The organism is Halomonas sp. G15 (assembly GCF_021282295.1).
Classification (GTDB): domain Bacteria; phylum Pseudomonadota; class Gammaproteobacteria; order Pseudomonadales; family Halomonadaceae; genus Halomonas; species Halomonas alimentaria.
This window is the reverse complement of the sequence record NZ_JAJSPA010000013.1, coordinates 73,036-96,859: the sequence shown is the minus strand read 5'-3', so window position 1 is coordinate 96,859 and position 23,824 is coordinate 73,036. Positions and strand designations below refer to the sequence as shown.

Sequence of the window (23,824 nt, the reverse complement as noted above, 5' to 3'; positions counted from 1 at the left end):
GCTGCCGGCTGGTGGCTAGCCTTGGCCGGGTGGGACTTTCACCCACTGGGTTTCACGACATCCTTTCCACCTTCTCGGTTTCCCGGATGTCCAGGCTTTGCCTGGCGCACTCAAATCTGGTGGATGGCAGTCAGGCGGCAGTCCTGTCTGATTGATCGTTTACCTGCTCCCCATCCTGAAACCGGACGTTGTTCACGACCAGCTCCAGCTTGCTGAACCCCTTGATGCGCTTCCAGCGTTTCTCGGCGCTCTGGAGCAGCTTGAAGACCATCGCCAGGGTCGTCGCCCGGGATCCGCAGTTCCGGCTCCGCTTGCTCCGCAGACGGACCGTGGCGAAGGTCGACTCGATCGGGTTGGTGGTGCGGATATGCACCCAGTGCTCCGCTGGATAGTCGTAGAACGCCAGCAGCTCGTCCCGATCCTTGGCCAGGCACGCCATCGCCTTGGGGTACTTGGCCTCGAAGCGTTTTACCGTGCGATCAAAGGCCTTGTGCGCCTCGTCGCGGGTCTCGGCCATCCAGATGTCATGGAGGTCGGCCTTGACCTTGGGCTGTACCGACTTTGGCAGCTTGTTCAGCACGTTAGCGGTCTTGTGGACCCAGCAGCGCTGATGGTCGGTCTCCGGGTAGATCTTGCTCAGCGCCAACCAGAACCCCATGGCACCGTCGCCCACCGCCAGCCTGGGAGCCGTGGTCAGGCCGCGCTCTCGCAGCCCCGTCAGCAGCGTTTCCCAGCTGTCAGCCGACTCACGGAAGCCGTCCTCGACAGCCACCAGCTCCTTGCGGCCCTGCTCCGTGACGCCGATGATCACCAGCAGGCACAGGCGGTCATCCATGCGCACGTTGCTGTACACGCCGTCGGCCCACCAGTAGACGTAGCGACGGTCTGACAGGTCACGCTGCCGCCACTCGGTATGCTCGTCTTCCCACTGTTTCTTGAGCCGAGACACCGTGTTGGCCGAGAGCCCCTTGGCCTGGTCGCCCAGCAGCGCCGCCAGCGCCTCCTGGTAGTCGCCAGTGGAAATCCCCTTCAGGTAGAGCCAGGGGATCAGTTCCTCGATGCTGCGGGCCCGCTTCAGGTAGGGCGGCAGCAGGCTGCTGTTGAAGCGAGCACCACCGCCGCTGCGGTCACGCACCTTGGGCACCTGCACGCTGACATCCCCAATCCCGGTCTGGACCGTGCGCTCGGGCAGGTAGCCGTTGCGGACCACGGCCTGTCGTCCATCGTCGAGCCGCTGATCGGCATACTGCGCCAGGAAGGTGGCCAGCTCGGCCTCGACGGCCTTGGCGATCAGGTCACGGGCACCTCGTCGCAGCAGCTCGTGCAGCGGGTCAGTGACCTGGGGTTCTGGTTGTGAAAGAGCCCGGAGGGTAGAATCGGTCATGGCGTATCCACTCGTGTTGGTTGAGATCTTGGTCGTGATCAACCAACAGGATACGCCACCCTTCCTACCTCCTCCCATACACCAGACTTGAGCTTAACTCCTGGCTGAAGCCAGAAGCGAAGCGGCTGAGGGCAGCTACCTGGGGCTGCGCTTCCCGGCCAGCGACATTCCCCAGATCGCCCGCGAACTCTATGCACGCAATCCCTGGCGCACCATCCCCAATGCCCAGGCCGAGAGCGTAGAAGTTCTCAGCGCTAGTCCAAGCCGCTCAGATCTCTCCCTGGTCGACCTGCGCAGCGTGTCACCGGTACACCGCCTCTACATGGCCAACATGGGCGTGGTGGGAGCGATCTCCTTTCCGCTGATGACAGCCAACCGCCTGGCCGGGCTGATCTCGCTTCACGCCTATAGGCCGCGCAGGCTGGCACCACCGGCACTCCGTCAACTCGCCGACAAGGTCAAGCGCTACGAGCTGGCCCGTCGCGACTACGAAACCCGTCAGCGGATGGAGCTCACCGACACCATCGAACGACGCTTCGACGCCATGAGCCGGGAGGTCATCGACGAGGGTGGCCTGGAGGCTGCCTGGCCAAACATCGGCCGCTGGCTCCGGGAGGAGTTCGCCGCAGACGGGGTCATGCTCGATGACGGGCTCGGCCTGTACAGCGACGGTCTGCACTTGGAACCAGAGGCACTGGAGGCAGTGCTAGCCTGGTGCGATAGCGACGCAAGTTCCACCCGTATCAGCGAGAGCCTCTCCCGGGAGTGCCCGGACATGCCGCTCTCCGAGGTAGCCGGATTGCTGGCGAGTGAAGTTACGCTGGAAGACGGCAGACGCTTGCGTCTGCTGCTGTGCCGGCGCGAGGAGGTACAGGAGGTGGCCTGGGGCGGCAACCCCGACAAGCCCACCGAGAACCCGAGTGGTGAGCATCCCATTGCTCCAAGGCGCTCCTTCGAGCGCTGGGTGGAACAGCGCCTGGGCTACTCACGTCCCTGGCCCGCCAACACCCACCTCAAGCTGCTCAAGCTGCGAGTACTGGCCTCGGCCTTCGGCCGTGATGAGTAAAACGCGCCGAGACATCGCCCGAGCCCCAGCCCTGTTGCTGCAGCTACGGGATTCCACCCGTGACTATCACCACGCGTTGGATCACCACCCAGAGCTGCAGCGGCTGCTGCGCCCGGGCCTGACCCTGAATGGCTACAGGCGCTCGCTACTCGCCTTGCACGCGCCACAGGCGGCGTTGGAGGGCGCCGTCGCGGAGGGAGCCATGTATCTCGGACAAGCCGAGCTGCTCTCCCCCTGTCGCCTACCGGCACTGGAGGCCGACCTGGCGGCGCTCGGCGTTGCGCAGACTGACACGGACATCTCGCACAGGCCCTCTGTGCCCCGGAGTGCCGCAGAGTTGCTGGGCCTTCGCTACGTACTGGAGGGCTCACGCCTCGGGGCCGAAGTCATTGTCCGGTGTTTGCACGACACCTTGGGAGAAGCCGCGCCAGTGAGTTTCTTCGCAGCTTCGCAGGGACATTGGCACTGGCGTAACTTCGTGGCACAACTCACCACAACACGGCTCAATGCTCAGGAGCAGCAACGGGCCATCAGCGCCGCACAGCATGCTTTCGAGGCTTACCGAGCTGGACTCGAGATTGAAAAACCAGTGACCACTTGAGCGGGGCTAGCTCCACCAAGCTGGGATTTCCATCTAGCCACCAACTGCTGGCTCTGAACATTCAGAGCCATTGTTCTCAGCACCTCATCTCCCCTTCCCCATACATCGCCCATGGAACTGCTTCTGGGTGCAGCCTTCCTGCATGAGGGCAAGATTTTCTAGCCACAACACCACATCATCAAATCGTGGATTTCATGGTTCTGGTAGGAGCCCACGCTACCATCAAGGCGCGAGAAATGCGGTTTTCAGCCAGCATGGATCATGGGGACGTCGATCATCCGAAAGCTCTCACCGATGACAAGCAGCCAGATCTAAAAATCCATGGGATTGGCGCAGCAGCTGGCTAGCATGGTCTTCACGAGGCACATGAGAGGCTAGCAATGATGAATAAACATATAGATATATGCTTATACCAAAACGATATCAAAAAACTTGCCGAATTTTCCCAATCGCCGATAGGCCGGTTGATAGCATATTCAAAGAGTCGCTTTTAGCCATGCTGGAGAAGACCACTGAGTGATGCGGTCACCAGCTGCCAAACACTGCTCAGAGACATCTTAGAACAAGGCCAACGAGGAGTAAGTCAAATATGAATAGCCGATAGATTTGAAAGCGCTGACGTCCTACCGGAGCGCTCTACATCTAGCAAACAACGCCTACGAGTCACTGTAGCTGGCTGATACCACATCAACCAGTGTGGCTTTCTGCGGCCGAATCATCCCATGACATTATCAAGGGAAGAGAATGCTTTTGTCTTCAGAATACTCCAAGCCTAGCCTCAAGGTGATCAACATAGAGAAGATTTCTCTTCCCGCAACATCCTCACATATAGAGATGTTGATGATGAGCAGCATCCCAGTAATAAAAGATCTAAGCCTGCTAAGCGAGGACAGCAGGAAAAATTTCTTATACCAGCACCCCATACTGGTCTGCAAAAACAAAGCCAACAACTTCATCTTGGTTGGAAATTTTCGTTCACTCGAGGTAGCTAAAAGCCTTGAAGAAAAGAGGGTGCCATGCATTGTGATAGAGCACATACCACAACATGATCAAATAAATCTTATTGCCACCAATGAGCTTATTAATATTTTGTTTTTCAGCCTGGAAAACAGTATAAGTTCACAAAGAGCCCTTCAGCTAAGAGAAGCCCTCCTCAATACCGACGAAAAAATACTTATAAAAATATGTAAGAAATTTGAATCCAAGAAAGGATTCTGCGAAATAACTCAAATCAACCCCAGAACAAAAATGTAAACCATGAACATGTCACATCACGAAGTTTCAAAAGACACTATTAACGTAATAGAAGAGGCATTACAGCCACGCCAAGACTATTATGGAGTCACTGACTGGGGAGACTGCATTGAAAGAATCATCGAAAACTTAGAGAGGATTGTTAGTGAATTCAACGGGGACTACTCCTGCTGGAATTTGCAAACACTCAGCAATTCACGAGAGGAGCTTTTGTCAGAGACGAAAAAAACAAAATTGATGAAAACCTTGCAAGATATTCCAAAATCCGGCTCTCGGGGGATTCTGTCAGACTCTCCAATAACATCACTCCTGAGTGAGTTACGAAAAAGGCCAGAAGAGTTGGTTGAGGCAAGCTACACCATAACTGCACATATCATCCATGCTGCTAAATGGTGGAGGGATGAAATCCTCAGGGATAAATCGGCAGACTATAACAACCAGAAAAATAAAAAACTATATAAAGATCGATACAAACCTAACCTCGAGGCTGCCTGTCGCTCGGTACGGCTAATATCTAATGAGGCAATGAAGAACATTGCTTTTGATATATTTGACACCACTCAGATATATAGGAAACTGGAAGAAACTACTGAGCAAAATAAGTACGAAAACTTCCTTGAAGAAAATGATGCTTCCTATGTAAAGAACATAGAAAGATTTTTAGCATTTTCGTATGCTGCCCGATCACCGCATGAAGGACCGTTAAAACGAAAAAATCGAAAAGCCTCAAATGTATTCGAAGAAAAGTTGAAGTTTGAGTTTGTCTTAAGTGGGCTAAATGCATCACCGACAATAATATCTAGGGAAATATGCTACGGCACAAGCGATAGGGAAAAAATTAACCACATTGAACAAAACCTAAAGTCAACTGGGCTCGCGATCACGGAGGAAATATCTAACATAGAGTACCAACGTGAGTCACAGCCCTTAAAAACAAAAAAAGGGGACACCACATTACAGTCTACGTTCCGTACCCAATTAGCCGACAAGCATATCAAGAAAAATGCTCAGTTGATCCCGTTTAGATGGGATCAACTGAGCAGCTACGAAATCAGAAAGCTATGGGAGTCAGTTTTATCACAACACAATCCACATGCCACAACTGTGATATGCCTGATGCTAATTACTGGACGCCCCTTGGAAAGCATCATTAACACAAGGGTAGTGAGAAAAAGGACTCACCTACCAAAACGAATAAACGAAAACGATATATTTATTATCGTCGAAGATAATTCATGGGCGAGTGGGATTATTGAACCAGAGTCTAGGCGTCAATTGAATTCGAATTGGAAAGACAATTTTGAGACAACGGTAGAGAAATCTTCCTTCAAAATTCCAATTGAGATATGGAGGCTGATGAGTAGTTCAATTAAAAAAGCCAGCGATCGCTCACATAAACGGTCATCAGGTCTGTTCAATGAAAACCGTCAAAAGACGCTAGAAGAGAATGTCAAAAAAATAGTATCAGCGACAAATAAAAAATTCAAAACTCGCTTAACATTACACAGGATCACAAATACATTGTTTCACCAAACAGTTTTTAGCAGTGGAGATATCGCTGAAGCTTCCCTCATAACAGGAACACTTCCAGCGACAGGCTCTATTTCATCGCTTTATTACTACACTCCAAGGATCGATCACTTGTGCAAAGTTTATGAAAACGTAATGAAGCGCATACAAGATGCAGCCATAGGATCATCGCCCGAACAACTAGATTTCTTGGATGAAAGTAGAGAGAAAGAAAGAGTAGGATCGCCAATAACACCAAAGGAGTCTTATATATTTGAAGTAGCAAAAGATCTTTACCAAAGGTGCATGAATGAAAAAATGAAAACATATGACCCTCAATTTATCGTTCGGACGCATAACGCTCTGACGTTATATACAGCAATGCTTATCATGTTCAGCACAGGCTACAGAAGTATAAAAGACCCCCTCTCAGACCTTAGCCATATCAATATACGAAGAAAAACTGTTGTAATTTCTGACAAAGTTGATGACAACTTGACAAACTCAAGGCTAGTACCGGCAACAGGACTTCTTGTTGACCAAGTTAATCATTATGTTGAGCACTGCAACTTCTTGAAAGAGAGGCTATCAATCATTTTCGACAAAAACACCAGTAGGCCATTATTCTTTCTCTCTAGGAATATGGAACCTCAGCGAGTAACTCCAGAAAGGCTGCAGAGGCACCTATCCTTGGAAACAAAACCGCCACTCAATATGAACAGACACTATCTACGGACAAGACTGCGAGAGCTTGAGGTTCCAGGTGAATATGTTGATACATTCATGGGGCATTGGGGCTGCGACCAAGTACCATACAGCCGGTTTTCGACATTCTGTACACACCAGTACTTATCGACAACAAGAGCGGCAATAGAGACCTTGCTCGAAAGGAGCCAATGGAAGGTGGCTAGGGGGTTTTCATGAATCTCGGTAGCGTATGGAACGGATGGGGGCTTGGTGAGCCTGTAAAATATGCCGATGATACTCCCGGCGACTTAGTACGTGCTGCACAAAGAAAGAATGAAAAGCACAAAATTAAAAAAAGTGTGATTGAAAGGGTCTATCTCATTGACCCGCGCCTGGTAAATGGAGTCAAAGGAATTCAGGTTGTAGATTCCAAGATTGAAGATCTCATTGATTGGATTGCCAAGGAGCATAGTGGTGCTGCACATAAGATTGCTCACAATTTTTTGTCCCGCGGCCTAGATAAAGGCTGCAGGGATTTAGGCTGGGATGTTTCAGTACCCTCGCCAATGGTTACCAAAGCTAGGGAAGAAAACCCATTCACTATAAAAAGCTATAAACTTTTATCTGAATACGATGAACTTATGGATAAACATGAAAAGGCAGGCCTAGCCCAGTCAACAGAATTCCGTTCACCCGGCTGGGCATTTGGAAGGTTTGCTTTTTGCCTGATAACAGAAGGAGCACTGTTAAACAAATACTGGATTAAAAAACTTAGTGAGGCTGTTTCAAATGGTGTTGGAGTACTGGATGAAAAAATATACCTTACTTTGGAAGGAAGTATTACAGAAAAACACAAAAACTCACTTACTGCACTAGAGAGCAGCTTAAATAATGAGCCAAAAAACGACCAAAAAATATATAGAAGGCTATTCCCTGGACCAACGAGCTCATTGGCTTTGCTCAGCTATTACAAAAAAATGTCAGGTACCCATCATCTAAACAAGAGCGTTTATCAGTGCCTGCAGGAGTATGTTCAGGATCTTGACAAAAGAATATCAATGTCTCAGGAGAAACTCTTGGAAACTCTCATTTCTTATGGAGTGGCTGCAGCGTCTCACACTCTCCCCGGCTATTTGGTACACTATTCAAAATCAAAAAATGTCAGTATTTCGCTAGACCCATCAGGCTGGCATCGTTTGATGACAAGAAAGATAGACAGTAGCCTTGAAAAAAAAGGTGATGATGATAGCACTGAACCTTTCTATAATCCTGGAATTTCCATCGGAAAAAAGTCTCTACACACTGGAGCTGCGAATACAGACCAAACACAGAGGTTCACTGAATTATACGACTTGTTGAAAACGGACAGCTATGCCGGAAGCTCGGGAAGAAAATATGTAAAAGACAACATTCATAACTTCTTGTCATCTTCACATCTGAATAGCCCTATCATTCAAGCTATTGGTCATTGGACTTACCACCTTTTGATAAATGGCAGCGTGCAGAAATCTAAGATATCAATCTCTACTATAAAAAATTATATTGGGAAATCAGGAATCAATGGTCGTTTATTAACTTCATTGGCATCTCAACATGAAGACCTGTCTTCACTAGGTCATGAGGAATGGGCAAATATTTATGAGAATATCCTTTCCAAATCAAGCAGCGACCACAACTACAACATTAAATCATGGTCCCTTAGCCAATTTCATGAGTTCTTGATGGAAAAATTTGAGGATATACCTCCCCTTGAAATAGGGTCTTCAGCTCGCCAGGAAACACGAGTTGACAACAACATAATCACGCCTGCTGAGTACAAAAGGTCTCTAGACATAATAGTTAAATCAGACCAAGCATTTAGGTTTAAAGAGATACAACATATCGCCTTAATTTTAGGATATCGATGTGGTCTTAGAAGAGGCGAAATAAGAAATCTAAAGATCGCTGACGTAAATCAAAATCTGAGTGAGACCATGTCGAACATGGAAAGTTGGATCCATAATGGTAAATCAGAGTCCGCAACCCGCCGCATCCCCATGGATCCATTCTTGTCAAAAAATGAGATGGAAAAAGTAGTTTATTGGTTAGATAAACGCCACTCTGAAACCGGTTATAAAGCGCTTGGAAAAGAACTTTTTCTTTGCCTCCCGGGCCAAGACCACCGGCCACTAAGCGACATGGAGCTATTCCTTCCCATAACAAAAGCACTGAAAATCGCTAGCGGTATGCCGAATGCCCGATTCCATCATTTGAGACATTCAAGTGTAACATTCGCTCATGCCCATATTGACAACCCTGGAAATGGCAGGCCATTACCCAAAAAGTTTGTAACGGATGACAATGGTGAATGTGCCATTCCATACTATCACCATGACTTATCTAGCGCACTGGGAATGGCGAAAAGTAAACAGACATGCCGAGGAAGGATATGGTTAATTAGTAGCTACCATGGTCATATCAGTCCTGCAGAGACTCTTCGGAGCTACTCACATTTAACTGACTTGATACTTGGCAATCATCTTTGGGAGTCCGATGATTTGGCTCTCCCACAGGATCAACAAGCTGCGCTTTTAGGCTTGTCAAGAGAGTCGCTGCCTGTGTGGAGGTCGCGGAAGAAAATAAAAGGTGAGACCACATCAAAAGAGCTAATAGCTGGTTTAGGTAAAGAAGTATGGCGTCCATACCTTGAGCCCCCACCTGAAGGGCACTGGGAAACTTTCACCCTGACTAAAGTAAATAACATTGCAACACCAATGATAAAATTAATTAGCCCCCTATTTGTATATAGGATTTTGGCAAGCATCGAAAGAGAGGAAGCCATTGGCAAGTCCCTGAGACAATCGGTTTTAGCTATTGCATATCGTTTCCAAATGCCTGATATCGTGATTGATCAGTGGGTCATTAAAGCATCATCACTTATGGAAATGACAACCAGCCGCCGTAACGGGCGCCAGCGTTATGGTAAGCAACGTGTAAAGAATCCGTTGACTGGTGATAAGATTATCAGGGCATACCTTCCTGAAATAAAGAGGTGTTTAGCTCCACCTAGGTCTCCAGAGCATCAGAAGGAAAGCAACACCTTCTTTCACAAAATTATTGAGTGGTATCTTGAAGATCCTGAACAGTGCTATGATTCACTAGAAATATTTCACAGCGCAATTCAGAGGTCAGCTGGCCAAGTCAACTTCCGTGACAAGCGCCACCTTGGACCTGCACTTAAGATGTGCGAAAAATTGCAAATAATGTCATATGCAAAATTATTCGTTGAGATACCATCCGGTGCCAACCCTGCAGAAGCTCAAGCCTATTGGAGTCAATTACTCGAAATTAAGCGATCACAAGTAAAGTGCATGATCCGTGAGAATGATCAACCCACACGGGACCCTAACGGACTTGCTAACTTACGACTTTACTATGAAAAATCTCAAGAGGAATTTAAATACACTCTCTGGCCCTGCCTCAGGTTTTCCATTTTCACAGCTGGTGTCGTAATAGAATCAGACTTGCTTGAAAAAATGACTAGTGAGCAATCTGTATGATGAGTTTCCTTTCTCCTGTTCTGTGTTCTCCAAACATAGAAAGGGAACGGATAGTTGACATTGACTGACGGTCACATTGGCTAGCAATGGCCGGCATCGCAGGCTGGAAGGAAGCGATGGTATAAATTATATATTAACTTGTTTTTCTTTTCGTACAATATTTCTTAAATGCATTTGGCTCGGCCAGGCTACACCCCTGACCGAGCCATCCTTTATTACGGCTTGAGCACTACATATCGTTCCAGCATCCAGGAACCGGACGGAACCTGCTGGGCCCGAAGTCTCGCATGAATCCACATGCCTGGCTTTGGAAGGATCAGTGTTTCCTGCACCCAGTCACGCCAATTGACCTCAAATCGCCTCCCATTGCCCAAGAGCCATATCCGTCGTGTACTACTCTCCAGCTCCGGTATTAGCCAGTCGTGGCGCTCTACCTGCATCACTGCCTCGATGATGCAGGGAGGATTATTTACTTGTCTCATCATTATCTACCTCCCTCTTCCCAACGCGTCAATGTTTTTTCCAGAGCGTCAATGAGCATTGGGATAACCTCACGGGTCGGCAGCAGGTCACGATCAATCAGGGTTTGCGCCACCCAAGACTCCAATGCCTCCTGGTTATTTCGCTCGGAGCCAGTACCAATCAACATCACCAGACTACAGCCGGGACGAATATTGAGAGCCAGCCTGACAGCACTGGCCAGTTTGCGGACATTGCGGCGCGCCGACTGAGTGATCAAGGTGTCTTGAACTGCGGCAATGCTGTAGATATCAGCGGGCATGGCTCACCTCCTCCGAGTCTTCTTCGTTGATATCTGGATCCTGTTGAGCATTCCTCAGCATGGCTTCGAAAGCCGAGCCATCCTGTCGGGTCAGGTTGGGTACATAGCGTGAATAGACACGGAACAGCATCTCCGTCGTGGTATGGCCCATCTGCCGAGCGATCCATTCCGGGTTCTCACCCGCGGCCAACCACAACGTAGCGGCTGTATGCCGGGTCTGGTAAGGCCGTCGTCGACTCAACTCCAGCTCATCAAGCAGCGGGTACCAGACGCGCTTGGTGACGTTCTGGTGGTCTAGCGCGTTGCCCACCCGGTTGCAGAACACCAACCGCTGAGCACCAGTTACTCGCTGCTGCGCCCTCAGTGCCTGGTAGACCGGCTCCGACATGTCGATAGCACGGCTCGAGCCATCCGTCTTGGTGTCCACCACCTCGCCGTGTACCAGCGATTCCTTGACTAGGATCTGGCGGCGGGAGAAATCGACGTTGGCCCAGGGCAAGCCGTCGATCTCGCCGGTGCGCATACCGGTGAAGAAGCGCACGGTATAGTAGTTCCGGAAGTCGGGCCGCACGCTATCGATAATCCGCCACACCTCTTCAAGGGTGAACGGCTCGACGTCGGTGCGCGGCACTCGAAGTGATTTAATCCCCCGGTACGGTGAGCTAAACTCGAAGCGGTCGGCGGCTTCATTCAGCATCATGCGCAGAGGCGTCATGATGTGGTTCATGCGACTGGCAGACAGTTTCTTGCCGCTCCGGGTAGTCACTTTGGCGAGAGATGACCGGAACTCAAGAATATCTGCTCGGGTGATGCTGCCGACCTCTTTCTCCCCCAATTGGGGCAAGATGTGGCGATCGAGGCTGCTGCGTACCGTCTTGATTTGCGAGTTTCGCCACTCAATCTCCTTCTCAGCAAACCAAGTCTCGGCAAACTCGCACAGCAGCGGCGTCTCCCGGTATCCACCTTGTAGCTTCAGCGCACGCTTGCTGAGTGTCTCGGCTCTCGAGCTGTTGGGAAAGTAGCGCCCGTAGTCGAAGCTATCCAAGGTGATCTCCGCTTCGATCTTCTCCATGATTTTCATCAGTTTACGACGGTTGGTCGGCGTATCGTCCAGTGCTGTCTGCTCACGGCAGCGCTTGCCCAAATAGCGGAAGTCGAAACAGAGCTTCCCGGTTTCCTTCCTCGCGACAATCTTACCCATGGCAGACACCTCCCCGTGCCATCGGCACGCCAAAGCTTTCCTCGGCGGAGTAAAGCTTCATATCTCTTTCGATCGGCTCCCATAGGTAGAGAATCTTGCGCCCCCCGAACGGACGGATGTAATGGATACCCTCCAGCAGGACGCGGTCCTTCAGGCGCTCACGGATGGTGCGAACGTCATACTTGATACGCTCGGCCAACTCAGACGTCGTAAGATAGACATGGGCCATGTCGGTCTCCTTATGTGCTATGATTCCCAGGAGACCAAAGAGCCACTTTTATTGCTCTATATGATCTCCTGTAGATCACTATAGCCCACAGAATGTCTTTTGCAAGCCATTTTGGCCCACAGGAGATCAAATTGATTCATATGGTGGAAAGATGATCAAGTGCCATCTCTCTCGTATGCTGGGTGAGCGCAAGATGAAGATCACCGATGTAGCACGTGATACGGGCATCAACCGGGGCACCATCACGCGTCTCTATCACGAAAATGCCAGTCGGGTGGAACTGGACGTAATAGACGAACTGTGCCGTTATTTCGGCTGCGAGGTAGGAGACCTACTTGAGTACATCGAGGATGGAAGATAGTTCAATATCAATCTCTTAGACATCCTCGATATAAAGCCAGTTACAGATACCTCTCGATGACGTCCCGCGTCTGTGCCGGCTCGAACACGGTGTCGAAGGCCCACTGGCCGAAGCCGCCCTGCTCGTTGACGGCCTTTACCCAGGTTTCCATGGCGGCACGCTTCTCGGCGTTCTGCTGGCTGTCCTGGCCCTTCACCTCGAGCACGAGCGTCTTGCCGTTGGTGAGTCGGATCAGGTAGTCGGGCACGAAGTTGCGCGAGGAGCCACGCCAGAGGTAGCGCACCTTGAAGTCGAGGTGGTCATTCTTGGCCCAGGCAAGGATGCCGGAGTGGTCCTCGCAGACATCGGCTACCATCTTCTCCCAGGCGCTGTCGTAGACGACGTGGCTGATCTGGGAGCGCTCGGTCGGGGCACAGGGCTTGGTAGTGAGCCAGGGCCGCATGTAGGCCGTGGCCCCAATGGGCTGGTGCTCCTCGAAGATCAGCTCCTGACGCTCCACGTTCTGCTCGGTGACGTGGCGGCTGACGTGCCCCACCACGGTATCCATGTTGAGGGCGAACAGCAGCCGGCGACGCACCGGGTCCTGGTGCCAGAGGCTGGGGATATCCAGCTTGTCGCTTTCCAGGAACTGTTCGACCAGCCGAATCAGCTGCACGGCGAGGTACTGCTTGTCGCCGCCGAAGGTGGCCTGGTTCTGCAGGTAGAGCTTGCGAGCCGCGCGGAAGATCAGATTCTGCAGCCGGAACTCCTCCACCGCTCGCTCCAGGTCGATCTCGGTGACCATGGTCAGGTTGGGGGAGCCGGTCAGCGAGGGGGCGATATCCGCGTTGAGCGGAGTCTGGGCCGGGTCGAGGGTAAGCGTGGGCACGCTCTGCCAGTCGATCACCAGCTCCGGCTTGAGCACGTTGTCAATACGATCGACGTTGGGCCAGCGGATTTCCAGGTGGTTGCGACCAGGCTCGACTTCGATGCGCACGCTTGGTTTTGGCGGCGGGGGTGCCTCGCCGCCTTCGCTGGCATCCTGGAAGATGGAGAGCGGCACGCCGAAGACGTTGACGTACTCGGGGAGAAACTTGCGGTCTGCGTCCATGTCGTGGGAAACGCGGCGCAGCCCACGCCCGATCACCTGCTCACACAATAGCTGACTGGTGAAGGCACGTAGCCCCATGATGTGGGTGACGTTGGCGGCATCCCAGCCCTCGGAGAGCATGGCCACCGAGATGACCTTCTGAAGATACTGCCCCGGCTGGCCGCGCTTGCCGACGGTATCGACCAGGGCGCGCAGCTGCTCCTCCTGCTTCATGGTCAGCAGGTCGGCCTCTTTGTCGGCAGGGAGCTTGGCGGCCTTGATCAGGGCTTCCAGCCGGGCGGCGTACTGCTTGTCCTTGGTGATGTTTTCACCCTGCTCGGCCTTCTCGAGCACCTTGGAATCGACCCGCAGGGTGGCATCTGGGGCCTGGGTATCCTGGATCAGGCAGTCGCCGCCGTTGAAGAAGTGCTCGATACGCGCCGCGGTCTCGGTGCGGTTGCAGACGGTGAGCATCACCGGGGGAATGGTGTGGCCGGCCGCTTCCCACTGGTTCCGGGTTTCCTTCCAGTCGTAGGCCAGCAAGGCGTAGGCCTTCTGCACCAGGTCCGGCAGGGGGGCGGTGGACTCGGCTCGGCGGTTGAGGTCCTCCTTCACCTCATCCTCGCGGTAGAGGTGGTAGAGCTTGCTGGCGTAGGTCTTGGCGTTGGCCAGGGCGTCGTCGCGCACCACCACCCGCGGCGTCTTCACTAGCCCCGCCTCGATGGCGTCGTTGAGGCCGAAGTCGGAGACGATCCACTCGAACAGGCCGGACTCGGTGTTGCTCTTGCCGGTGGGGGCGAAGGGCGTGGCGGAGAGGTCGAAGCAGCGCCGGATACGTCGGGTCTTGTGGATGCGGTCCAGCCCCTCGATCCAGCGGGTGGCCTCTTCCAGGTCGATGCCCAGCTCCTCGGCCTGCTTCTTGCTGACCTTGGATTCGGCCTGCTGGCGATAGGCGTGGTGGGCCTCGTCATTGATCACAATGAGGTCGCGCTCGTTAGCCAGCGACCCCAGTACGCGACGGGTGAAGGCCTCGTCACTCTCCTTGCCCTTCTTGACCACCGAGCGAGCCTGCTCCTTGAGCGGCATCAGGGTGTGCCAGTTCTCGATGACGAGCTCGACCCGGTTGAGTTGCTGCCGCATGGCTTCGTTAGGGCAGAGGTTGAACTCGTCATAGACGTTCTGGGGGTGGCCTGGCTTCAAGACCTGCAGGCGGCTCTTCACCGTGAGCCCCGGGGTGACGATCAGCACCGCCTTGGAGAAGCGGCGGTCCTTGGGGTAATGGATGGCGTTGAGGGTCTGCCAGGTGATGATCAGCGACATCACCGAGGTCTTGCCGGAGCCGGTGGCCATCTTGTTGCAGATGCGCTCCCAGGGGCCGCCGTCACCACTGAGGAAGATGCCCTGCCGGTAGGGTTCCTGGGCTTCCAGCCACCAGATCAGGGTCTCGATGGCCTCGAGCTGGCAAAAGTAGAACGGGTACTGGCGCGGCCCACCATCCCAGCGACAGGCATCTGGGTCCCAGTCGCCCCGGGCGTGCCAGTGATCGAGCAGCTGGCGGGTGACGCTGGTGACACCGGGGTAGCCATCCGTCCGCCACTCATCGACGCGCTGACGAATACGGTTGACCTGCTCCAGGGGCTCGGTGCGCTGGGTGTTGTTGCGGGTATCGAAGATCTCGTAGGCCGCCGGACGACGCCCCTGCTGGAGGGTCATCTGCTTGCCGTCGCGCTCCCAGTAGGTCGAGGGGGCATCGTAGGGCGAGTTGATGATCAGAGATTGGGTCGTCATTCGGTAACTCCTTCTACCGTGCGATAGCCCTGCTGCCGGTGGTTCGGGACATTGGGGTAGCGCAGCTTGAGCTTGCCTGCCTTCACCAGCGGGGCCACATGCCGTTCACCGATGTTCTTGGGCGAACGCTGGAGCAGCTCGGACAGCTGACGCAACGTGAGGAAACGGCCTTGGCAGAGTTTGAGCAGCGTCGCCTGCATCGTCTCGGGCGTGGTGCGCTTGGCGGCAGCGACCGGGGCTGCTATGCGCTGCAGTGCTTCCCACGCTTGGGCGTGCTCATCGGCATCGCTGTGGGGAGAGCTCCCTTCACTATGCGGGAACGTAGTGCCCTTGTGGGGGGAGCTCGGCTCACTATGAGGGAACATAGTGTCGGCGGGTGGGGAGCTGCTCTCCACCTTGAGGTCGGTGGGGGCAGCGAGCGACGCCGGCAGGGTGTAGAAGGCCCCCCGGCTGCGCCCATGGGGCACCAGCATGTCCTTCTCGACCAGGCCGCTGAGCATCTGGGTAATATCGACCCGGTGCAGGGTCAGCATCTCCTGCAGGCGACGATTGGTGACCTGCTGTTCCAGGGCGGCGATGACCAGCGTCTGCGCCTCATCGGGGGAGAGCGCCTCGAAGGCCTGCCCGAAGCGCTGCTGAAGGCGTGCCATCACGTCCTCGGGCATCACGCTGATCAGCGGCAGGGTAAGGATGACGCGATCGGGGCGCAGGGTTTCCTTCAGGCTGGGTGGCTGCCATAGCTGGGCATGCCAACTACGCCGTATCTTGTCGAGGCCGGAGCCGGCCTTGTCGCCGACGCCCAGCAGCTGGAACATCAGCTGCAGCGACTTGTTGCGACACTCGGTGACCCCTCCGGCCAGCAGCTGCTCCTGGGAGAGCAGCAGGGTGCCGGGGTTGGAGAATTCGAAGCGCTCCTTGAAGCGATCAACCACGATGCCGCCCTGGCCGGTGTGGTCGGCATGGATCAGGGCGTTGACCAGGGCCTCCGTCAGCGCCTCGTGAGCATCGCTCTGGGCACGACGGTCGGGCCGGAAGGGCACCTTGAGGGCAGGGTCATGGCTGAGCTTCTGTACGACGCGCTGGTAGAACTGGAAGAGGTTGGCTTCCCAGGTGCCGTCGATGGTGAGGCGATCGCTCCAGCGGATGTCGTCATCCTCGGCCAGGCGCTCGCGGTAGTCGAGATGAAAGCCCGGCACCGCCAAGGGGTCCTGGATGGCCTGCGTCTTGCCGAACATCAGAAGCCCGGCTACGGTCAGCCCCTCCTGCTGGGTGCGGCGATCCTTGCGCCACCCCCCGAGCTTCTTCAGCAGGCCGAGGTCATCCTCGGTCAACCAGGCATGGTTGGGGGCGCGTGACGCCATGCGATTGCGATACTGCTTGAGCGAGCCGGTGTCGAGGTCGTCGAAACCGAAGTACTCGAGGATGCGGCTGTCCGCGGGCTGCTGGTCGAGGCGGTCGGCGAACATGCGCTGCACCTCGGCCTCGTTGCAGCGGAAGTCGCCCTCGTGATTGCGGCGGTAGCTGCCCTTGAAGGGGTCGACGCCGATATAGACCGGCCGCTCGCTGCGGGTGGCGCGGGGCACCTCTATTACCAGGATGGCGTCGCCCTGGTGGGTCTCGACGCTAACGTGGTGCTCCTGGAGAATATTGGCGCTGACCTTCTGCGGGTTGTTGAGCGTGACCCAGAACTCACCGCGCAGCTTATCCACATCCGCCTCGGTGAGACCGGCTGTGGATGGGCCCTCATCGCCCTCCTTCACTCCGAGGTAGATCGTCCCACCCGCGGTGTTGGCGAAGGCGCTGTAGGTCTCCCACAGGCTCTTGGGCAGCCCGCCCTTGGCTGCCTTGTATTCGGTGTCGACTCCCTCATGGCGAGCCAGCACCTCGAAGAGGCTGGTGTGCTGTGTCATGGGTCAGTCCAGCCGAACGACTTTCAGCGATTCGATGCCGCGGTTATCGACGATCTTCACCGCGATGCAGCGGTTGTCGCCGAGCTCGAAGGGTAACGACTTGGTGCCGTGGTACTTGTCCAGCAGCTCCTCGTTGAGCTCGGCACGGATATCCTTCTTGAGCTTGTACCAGCCATCCTTCTTGCCGGCCATGGGGAAGAATACCTGGCGCGGGTAGAGGGAGCGGTCGTCGTAGTCGGTATCCAGCTCCCACACGGCGATATCGCGCTTACCCCCGGACTTGAGCTCGCCACTCTTGGTATCGAAGTAGTCGAAACCATGCACCTCGACCTGCAGCTTGCCGTCCTTGAGGGTATGCACCTCGACGTCCGGCTGCCCCATCAGCCAGAAAGACTCGTTGCTGCGGGCGTTCTTCTTGAGGTCCTCGGTGAGCAGGTCGGTGTTCATCTGCACCTTGAGGGCCTGGATGCCCTTGATGCTGTCGATGTCCTTGGCGGCTTCTGGATCGAAGGTAAAGGAGCAGAAAACCAGCAGCCTAGGTGTCGGGAAGAGGTCACCGGCCTCATTCTTGGCGATCTCTACCTGGCGCTGTTCCAGGGCAGCATACTCGGGGCCGAAGCTGACGGCGACGCGCTCACCTGTCTCCGCGACGGTGCCCACTGCGTGCAGATACTTGGCGCCGGGCAGAGTCTCCAGGTCCATCAGCTTGAGGTGCTGACCGCCCTTGCCACGGATACCGGCCTTGAGCAGCTCTTCCCGCCACTGGGCATGGCGGGAGGTGGCCCCGGAGCGAGCCACGGCGACGTCGGCCTCCTTGGGCTGCTCTGCCTCATCCAGGCCCAGCACGGTAGCAAAGGGCACCGCTTCGACGGTGAAGGGGCCAGTGATGCGCAGCTTGTCGCGGCTCACCTCGGGCTGGTCGTAGAGCACCTCCTGGCCGGCATGGTTGGCAATGCTCTCGTCCATGCGGCGCTGCATCGTCTGGCGGGCGCTATGGAACGCCTCGAAGAGTGGCTTGGCGGCCTCCGGCCACTCGTCGGGGAAGTCGAAGGGGACCTCCCACTCGAGCAGCTCGTTGACCTTGGCAGTCTCACCCGAGGGGAGCGTGACCGTCTTGCTGTCGGGGGCTGCGAAGTCGACCTTGTCGCCCTTGCGCCCACCCTCGGTGACGGTGAAGGCGAGAGGCTCGCCTTTCAGCGACTGGTTCAGCTTGGTCAGAGCCTGCTCGATGGCCGGATGGTATTGCTCGTAGAGCTCATCGATCTCGGGGTTGTTAGCGATCGACTTGAGGGTGATGTGAGGCACCGTCTTGTAGATGAAGCCCCCGCCCAGTCCCTCCTGGGGATACTTCAGCTCGTAGTAGTCGTAGCTGGCGGTCATCAGACGCTGCTTGGCCAAGGTGACGGCCACCCGGGAGGTATCGCAGGTAACCCAGCGACGCCCCCACTTCTCACCAACATAGGCGGTAGTGCCGGAGCCACAGGTGGGATCCAACACTAGATCACCTGGGTCGGTGGTCATTAGTAGGCAGCGTTCGATTAACGATGTACCTGTTTGAACAACATAGACTTTGGGGTCAGAGCGACTTTGCACTGCACCACTTATATCTGTCCATAAATTGCTTACTGGCGCAGCTGGAAAATCTTCTAGAAAATGCTTATATGACAACGATCTTCCATTCCCAGTGAGCCTATTAGATAAGAGCAACCTCCTCATCCCGTTCTTTTCTGTTCTGAATGTTCGCCGACCTGGCGAGTAATCTTGGCCATGAAGAGTTACCGATCTAAGATCTTTCTCACTTGATGATCTCGCGCTCGTGACATCATCAAGCCGATACAGTGCTCCTTCTGATAATGCATCAGGCTGATTATATCTTTGTTGCGCATTCTCAGTCCTTGGAGAAAAAACCTGATTAAACTTTGCCTTATTTTTATCTTTCGCATACCAGACGACAAAGTCACAAGTTACCGATATAAACCTAGAAGTCTCCCCCGTAGTTTTCCTGGCTGATATTATTGAGATAAAGTTATTTTGCCCGAAAACCTCATCCATCAACTCTCGCACATGGTGTAGGTTTTCATCCGAAATCTGTACAAATACTGACCCACAATCACTCAGCAGCTCCCGAGCAAGCACCAGTCGATCTCGCAAATAGGTCAGGTAGGAGTGAATGCCCAGCTCCCAGGTATCCCGAAAGGCCTTGATCATCTCCGGCTCCTGGGTCAGGTCCTCATCCTTGCGATCCTTGACGTCGCGCTTGTTGGTGAACGGCTGGAAGTTGGAGCCGTACTTGATGCCGTAGGGCGGGTCGATATAGATCATCTGCAACTGCCCGGCCATGCCCTCCTTCTGCAGCATGGAGTTCATCACCAACAGGGAGTCGCCGGCGATCAGGCGGTTGGCCCAGTCGCGCTCGTGCTTGTAGAAGTCGATGGCCTCGCGCAGCGGCAGGTTCTCGAAGGGGGCGTGGAACATGTCGGGCTGGAAGGCGCTGCCCCCCTTCTTGCCCGCCTTCATGCGCTTCTGCACCTCACCGAGGATGGTGGCGGGGTCGATGCGCTCGTGGACGTGAAGGGAGACGGTATCCACCTCGAAGCTGGTGCGCTCGGCCTTGCCGCTCCACTGCAGGTAGGGGGACTGCCGCCGCTTGAGCTCCTCGAGAGCGGCCTTCATCTGCTCCTGGTCACCGGAGGCCAGGGCATCGTCGATCAGCGTCTCAACCTGGGCACGGTTAGCAGAGGCGTCGAACTGCAGCTCGGGATCGAGGTGGGGGTCGTAGGCCCAGGTGGTGGTCTCCTCTACCCCGTCGCTGGCGGTATCCACCATGCCCACATGGGGGTTGTTCTTGCGCTTCTCGTCATAACGGTAGGAGAGCACCTCGGCCTGGTCTGGCTTCTTCTGGCGAGGCTTGGTGGCCCGCTTCGGTTTGGCCTGTTGCTGATTCAGCGGTAGCCCGGCGGGGGCCTCCTGCATCTGCAGGGAGAGGTCTGGGGCGCCCGGGTCTGGAGCCGGTGCTTCTACGGTGTCTTCAGACTCAGGAGTGAGGCGGTATACGGATCCACCGCGGCCGCGACCCTTGCCCAGCACGCCTTCCTTGATCAGCCCGTCGCGCACTCGCTCATAGTCGAGCTTGTCGACCTCGGTCGCCTCTTCGCTGAGCTGCTTGAGCAGCCTGGCGTTGCCGATGGTGTTGCCGTCATCGGGCACGAGGGTGAGGATCAGCTCGCGTAGCTGGGCGTCGGTCTGGCTCATGGGGCGTCCCTGTCGTTCTGGCGGCGATAAATGCGCTTAGCCTGCTGATGATACAGGCCATCATGGTGAATCGGCAGGAAGGCCGCAAGACGCGGTGTGGCCATGGACGCTAGCCCGTCTCAGCCGTGCCTTTAGCATATTCTTGCCATCTTTTGGGATCACGCACGAAATCGGCTCCAGACACGCCATACCATATTTCAGCCTTTTTTTGTGAAGGCTCTCCTGACGGCAGGCTCACGCAAAAAACGGCTTATACCATATTTGGCTTGTTTTTTGGGAATTGGAGATTCCAGCCAGCTTCCCTATTCACCATGGTGTTTGTTGTACCGTGGGTATGCCACATCGCAACCAGGAGAAACCGATGAGCGCGTTCAACTACCACCACTACACCCCTTTCACAAAGAGGTACCTCAACGCTGTAAAGAAACAGTTGGGCCTGCCCAAAAATGCGCCGTTGGACTACGAGGTTATGAGGCACGTCCTTGAGGACCCGGCTATTCTTTCCTCTATCAATGCCGATATCTTCATGCTTGAGCAATTTCATGCAAAGGCCGGCCATGTAATCATCCCGTCTGCTGCCATCTCCGATAAGGTAAGCAAAGATCAGTTTACGTCAGCAAATCCTCCCTCATGGCAGTGGCCGGCCAAGGTTACTACGGTTTCTGTTCCTCATGGCAAAACTTTTGCCAGCCATAAGGTTGATGGAATATTGGTAGGTTGGATGAAGTCATCAGAAATTTCCCGGCACATGAACAAAATGCTCCGCCACTACAATATTGATGAATGGTACGAGCCCGTAGAGAAAGAAGGTCACAGGCTCACTATAGCAATCAACAGCCCGATGGATGAAGATCCCATTAATCATCCCTGCATGCTGAGGTCGGCATTCACGACATCGGAAATATATGACTTCATGAACAACGACATCATGCTGCCCACCGAGCATGGAGCAGACCCACTCGCAGCAGAGGAACATGAGATCCTCCGTGAAGTATCAAATTATATAGTTTCTTTGGGTGTCTATATCTCGTCACACCCTGAGATAGTAAAATCTGGACAGCCTACGTGGCTCAAGAATTCAATTCGAAACCCAAAGAGCGCCAAATATCTAACCATATAGAAGACCATATGGACTCAATAAATTAAAATATCGAATATAAAGCCAAAACCACCCACTGATATCGGGCCACCCAATTAATTGGGCGGCCCGATATTGCGGAAAGGACTCGCAAATGGCGGAGAATAGGTTTTACTGTTACCACATGAACTGTGTTTTTATTCACCCCTACGAAAGTCTAAATCCATGGAAGCTCACCCCGGAATAGGTTGCCCACACCGATGCATGGGGCGGGTAGGGACTGCCCAGGTGACGCCTGGCAGCAAAGGAGGTGACTTTATGACCAGCGGCACCTTGTAGTTGACCGATTGCTCAACCATGCTTGGGAGCAAGGCCCCATAACAGAGTTCCGACAATGCTTGGCCCCCCTCCCCGATCTTCGCTACCTACAGAGGTAGCAAAGGTGCCTCTTGTTGCTGACGACTGCTTGGCGGCATTGGCGCGTGGCAGCACGGCGCTGATGGCCATGGAGCACTGGGCGGACGGCGTCGATCGACTGCTGACCGAACTGGGGCCCGTCACCGGAGCCAGCAGGGTATGGATTCTGCAACTGGTGGAGATACAGCCCGATAAGGTGATTCAAGATTATGTTTTCGAGTGGGCCTCGTCGGAACGCTACCAGTTGCTGAGCCACTATCGTTCTCGGTTCTTTGCTTCGTCACTCGATAAGGTCGAGTATCAGCAACTGGTTGAAGAGCGTCAGAGGGGATGTCGCCATAGCTTCTGCACCCCCATGCTCCCAGAAGGGCCCATCAGGCGACACCTGGAGAGCCAGGCGACTCTATCGATGGCCAGTGTTCCCATCTTCGTGGACGGCCGCTGGTGGGGGACACTGGGGGTTGATGACTGTGACCGCTCCGTCAACTGGGAGGGCCCAGGCCTCGACCTGCTGGAGACGGCAGCCCAGATGGTTGCCGCGGCTCTTTACCGCTATCAATTGAACCACCGATCGCGCCAGGTCGAACTGTTCCATAAGGTCGCCGATTGCGGCGTCTGGGAGGTCAGCCTTCGCAATGGGCGCGTATGGTGCTCCCAGGGCCTAAAGGTGGCATTGGGCTATCCCGAGTCCTCTCCCCGAATGCCGCTGCGGCGTTTGGCGAATCGCTTACACCCAACGGACCGCGCAGTGATCTGGTCATGGCTCCGGGAGTCGCGTAACGCTCCTGCTCCAGTCCAGTTTCGTCTCGATGTGCGCGTTCGTCTTGTCGACGATGTGTGGTCCTGGTATGAGGTCATCGCCGAGGTGCAGCACAATGATCAGGGAGAGCCAGTGGCACTGGCCGGGGTGCTGGTCGATATCGGCAAACGTAAGCAAGAAGAAGAGCAAGCACAGGCTGCTTCAGAGCGGGATGCGCTGACCGGTGCACTCAACCGACGCGGCCTAGACCGGCAAATGAGCGAGCACTCCGCCACATTTCCTCGACATCTGATCTTGTTCGATATTGATCACTTCAAACAGATCAATGACACCCACGGTCACTTGGTTGGAGATGCTTTGCTGTCTCAGTTAGTAGACCGTCTTCAGCATGAACTGCGGCCCGAGGACTGCTTAGTGAGGCTGGGGGGCGAAGAATTCGCTGTTCTTGCGACCGGCATGCAAAACGAACAGGCCATGTCACTGGCCGAGCGCCTTCGTCGTTGTGTCTCTGATACGCCTTTCTGTATTGAAGTCGCGGGAGTTTCAAGGCCAGTGTCAATCAATATGACAATCAGCCTTGGTGTTGCACACCAAGCTAGCGATGAGCTCGAGGCTCTCGCACAATTGATGGCAGAGGCAGACCAGGCCTTGTACGCCGCTAAGCATACCGGGCGCAACTGTGTCGTAGCTGCCGAGAGCAAAGCAATCTACGAGCTGGGTAGCTGAGAGAGCCCGCAGATGCACCCATCAGCCCGCCTCATTCACGAGGACGCTGGACGGGCGGTCTGAAAGTGCTGGCTGGCGGCATCGCTCATCAGGATTGGCTTCTTCAGCGCGAATGGTCGTTGAGTAATGCCAGAATTCGAGCCATTCCCCGCTTTGTTATAGCTCTTTGGAATCAATTGCGGCCGTCCAAGCAGCCGTGGTCGCCGACCGCC

At 54.6% G+C, this 23,824-nt stretch carries 15 protein-coding genes; 8 read left to right on the top strand and 7 right to left on the bottom strand.

Annotated features, from left to right (window positions below):
- Positions 1-130 precede the first annotated feature (130 nt).
- On the bottom strand, positions 131-1,384 hold the full coding sequence (locus LWH48_RS08445; protein WP_232912227.1) for an IS256 family transposase: 1,254 nt from the start codon (positions 1,382-1,384) through the stop codon (positions 131-133).
- Positions 1,385-1,682: 298 nt separating this feature from the next.
- Here LWH48_RS08445 and LWH48_RS08440 point away from each other — a divergent pair, with 298 nt between their 5' ends.
- The 5 genes from LWH48_RS08440 to LWH48_RS08420 all read left to right on the top strand — a co-directional run bounded on the left by LWH48_RS08440 (position 1,683) and on the right by LWH48_RS08420 (position 10,040).
- Entirely contained in the window at positions 1,683-2,450 is a 768-nt protein-coding gene (locus LWH48_RS08440; protein WP_152527067.1) for a hypothetical protein, read from the top strand.
- Positions 2,443-3,051, top strand: a complete 609-nt coding sequence (locus LWH48_RS08435; RefSeq protein WP_081711959.1) for a biliverdin-producing heme oxygenase — start codon at positions 2,443-2,445, stop codon at positions 3,049-3,051. Before LWH48_RS08440 ends, LWH48_RS08435 begins: the two co-directional genes overlap by 8 nt.
- Positions 3,052-3,891: 840 nt before the next feature.
- Positions 3,892-4,305, top strand: coding sequence for a hypothetical protein (locus LWH48_RS08430; RefSeq protein ID WP_152527066.1), 414 nt, complete (start codon positions 3,892-3,894; stop codon positions 4,303-4,305).
- A gap of 9 nt (positions 4,306-4,314) precedes the next feature.
- A complete protein-coding gene (locus tag LWH48_RS08425; RefSeq protein ID WP_232912226.1) occupies positions 4,315-6,738 on the top strand; it encodes a hypothetical protein in 2,424 nt (807 codons plus the stop codon).
- Positions 6,735-10,040 carry a tyrosine-type recombinase/integrase gene (locus LWH48_RS08420; protein WP_232912225.1) on the top strand — a complete coding sequence of 1,102 codons (3,306 nt, stop codon included), beginning with the start codon at positions 6,735-6,737 and terminating at the stop codon, positions 10,038-10,040. Before LWH48_RS08425 ends, LWH48_RS08420 begins: the two co-directional genes overlap by 4 nt.
- Before the next feature lie 484 nt (positions 10,041-10,524).
- Here LWH48_RS08420 and LWH48_RS08415 read toward each other — a convergent pair whose 3' ends face one another.
- From LWH48_RS08415 to LWH48_RS08405, 3 genes are read right to left on the bottom strand one after another with little or no spacing between them, the layout of a single operon-like run.
- Positions 10,525-10,821, bottom strand: coding sequence for a hypothetical protein (locus LWH48_RS08415; RefSeq protein WP_232912224.1), 297 nt, complete (start codon positions 10,819-10,821; stop codon positions 10,525-10,527).
- Complete coding sequence (locus LWH48_RS08410; protein ID WP_132043885.1) at positions 10,811-12,022, bottom strand: site-specific integrase; 1,212 nt, start codon at positions 12,020-12,022, stop codon at positions 10,811-10,813. The genes LWH48_RS08415 and LWH48_RS08410 overlap by 11 nt, the downstream gene beginning before the upstream one ends.
- Complete coding sequence (locus tag LWH48_RS08405) at positions 12,015-12,251, bottom strand: hypothetical protein (protein WP_132043887.1); 237 nt, start codon at positions 12,249-12,251, stop codon at positions 12,015-12,017. The genes LWH48_RS08410 and LWH48_RS08405 overlap by 8 nt, the downstream gene beginning before the upstream one ends.
- Positions 12,252-12,402: 151 nt before the next feature.
- Here LWH48_RS08405 and LWH48_RS08400 point away from each other — a divergent pair, with 151 nt between their 5' ends.
- Positions 12,403-12,612: a helix-turn-helix domain-containing protein gene (locus LWH48_RS08400; RefSeq protein ID WP_232912223.1), complete on the top strand. Its 210-nt coding sequence runs from the start codon at positions 12,403-12,405 to the stop codon at positions 12,610-12,612.
- Between the two features lie 40 nt (positions 12,613-12,652).
- Here the strand turns inward: LWH48_RS08400 and LWH48_RS08395 are convergent, their stop codons facing one another.
- Genes LWH48_RS08395 through LWH48_RS08385 form a run of 3 tightly spaced genes read right to left on the bottom strand, consistent with a single transcriptional unit; the run spans position 12,653 to position 20,631 of the window.
- Positions 12,653-15,469 carry a BPTD_3080 family restriction endonuclease gene (locus LWH48_RS08395; protein ID WP_232912222.1) on the bottom strand — a complete coding sequence of 939 codons (2,817 nt, stop codon included), beginning with the start codon at positions 15,467-15,469 and terminating at the stop codon, positions 12,653-12,655.
- Positions 15,466-17,379, bottom strand: coding sequence for an ATP-binding protein (locus tag LWH48_RS08390; protein ID WP_232912221.1), 1,914 nt, complete (start codon positions 17,377-17,379; stop codon positions 15,466-15,468). The genes LWH48_RS08395 and LWH48_RS08390 overlap by 4 nt, the downstream gene beginning before the upstream one ends.
- 3 nt (positions 17,380-17,382) lie before the next feature.
- Entirely contained in the window at positions 17,383-20,631 is a 3,249-nt protein-coding gene (locus LWH48_RS08385) for a site-specific DNA-methyltransferase (protein WP_232912220.1), read from the bottom strand.
- Positions 20,632-20,992: 361 nt separating this feature from the next.
- Here LWH48_RS08385 and LWH48_RS08380 point away from each other — a divergent pair, with 361 nt between their 5' ends.
- Together LWH48_RS08380 and LWH48_RS08375 are read left to right on the top strand one after the other, a co-directional pair.
- Entirely contained in the window at positions 20,993-21,751 is a 759-nt protein-coding gene (locus tag LWH48_RS08380; RefSeq protein ID WP_232912219.1) for a hypothetical protein, read from the top strand.
- Positions 21,752-22,151: 400 nt separating this feature from the next.
- A complete protein-coding gene (locus LWH48_RS08375) occupies positions 22,152-23,612 on the top strand; it encodes a sensor domain-containing diguanylate cyclase (RefSeq protein WP_232912218.1) in 1,461 nt (486 codons plus the stop codon).
- The last annotated feature ends 212 nt before the right edge of the window (positions 23,613-23,824 follow it).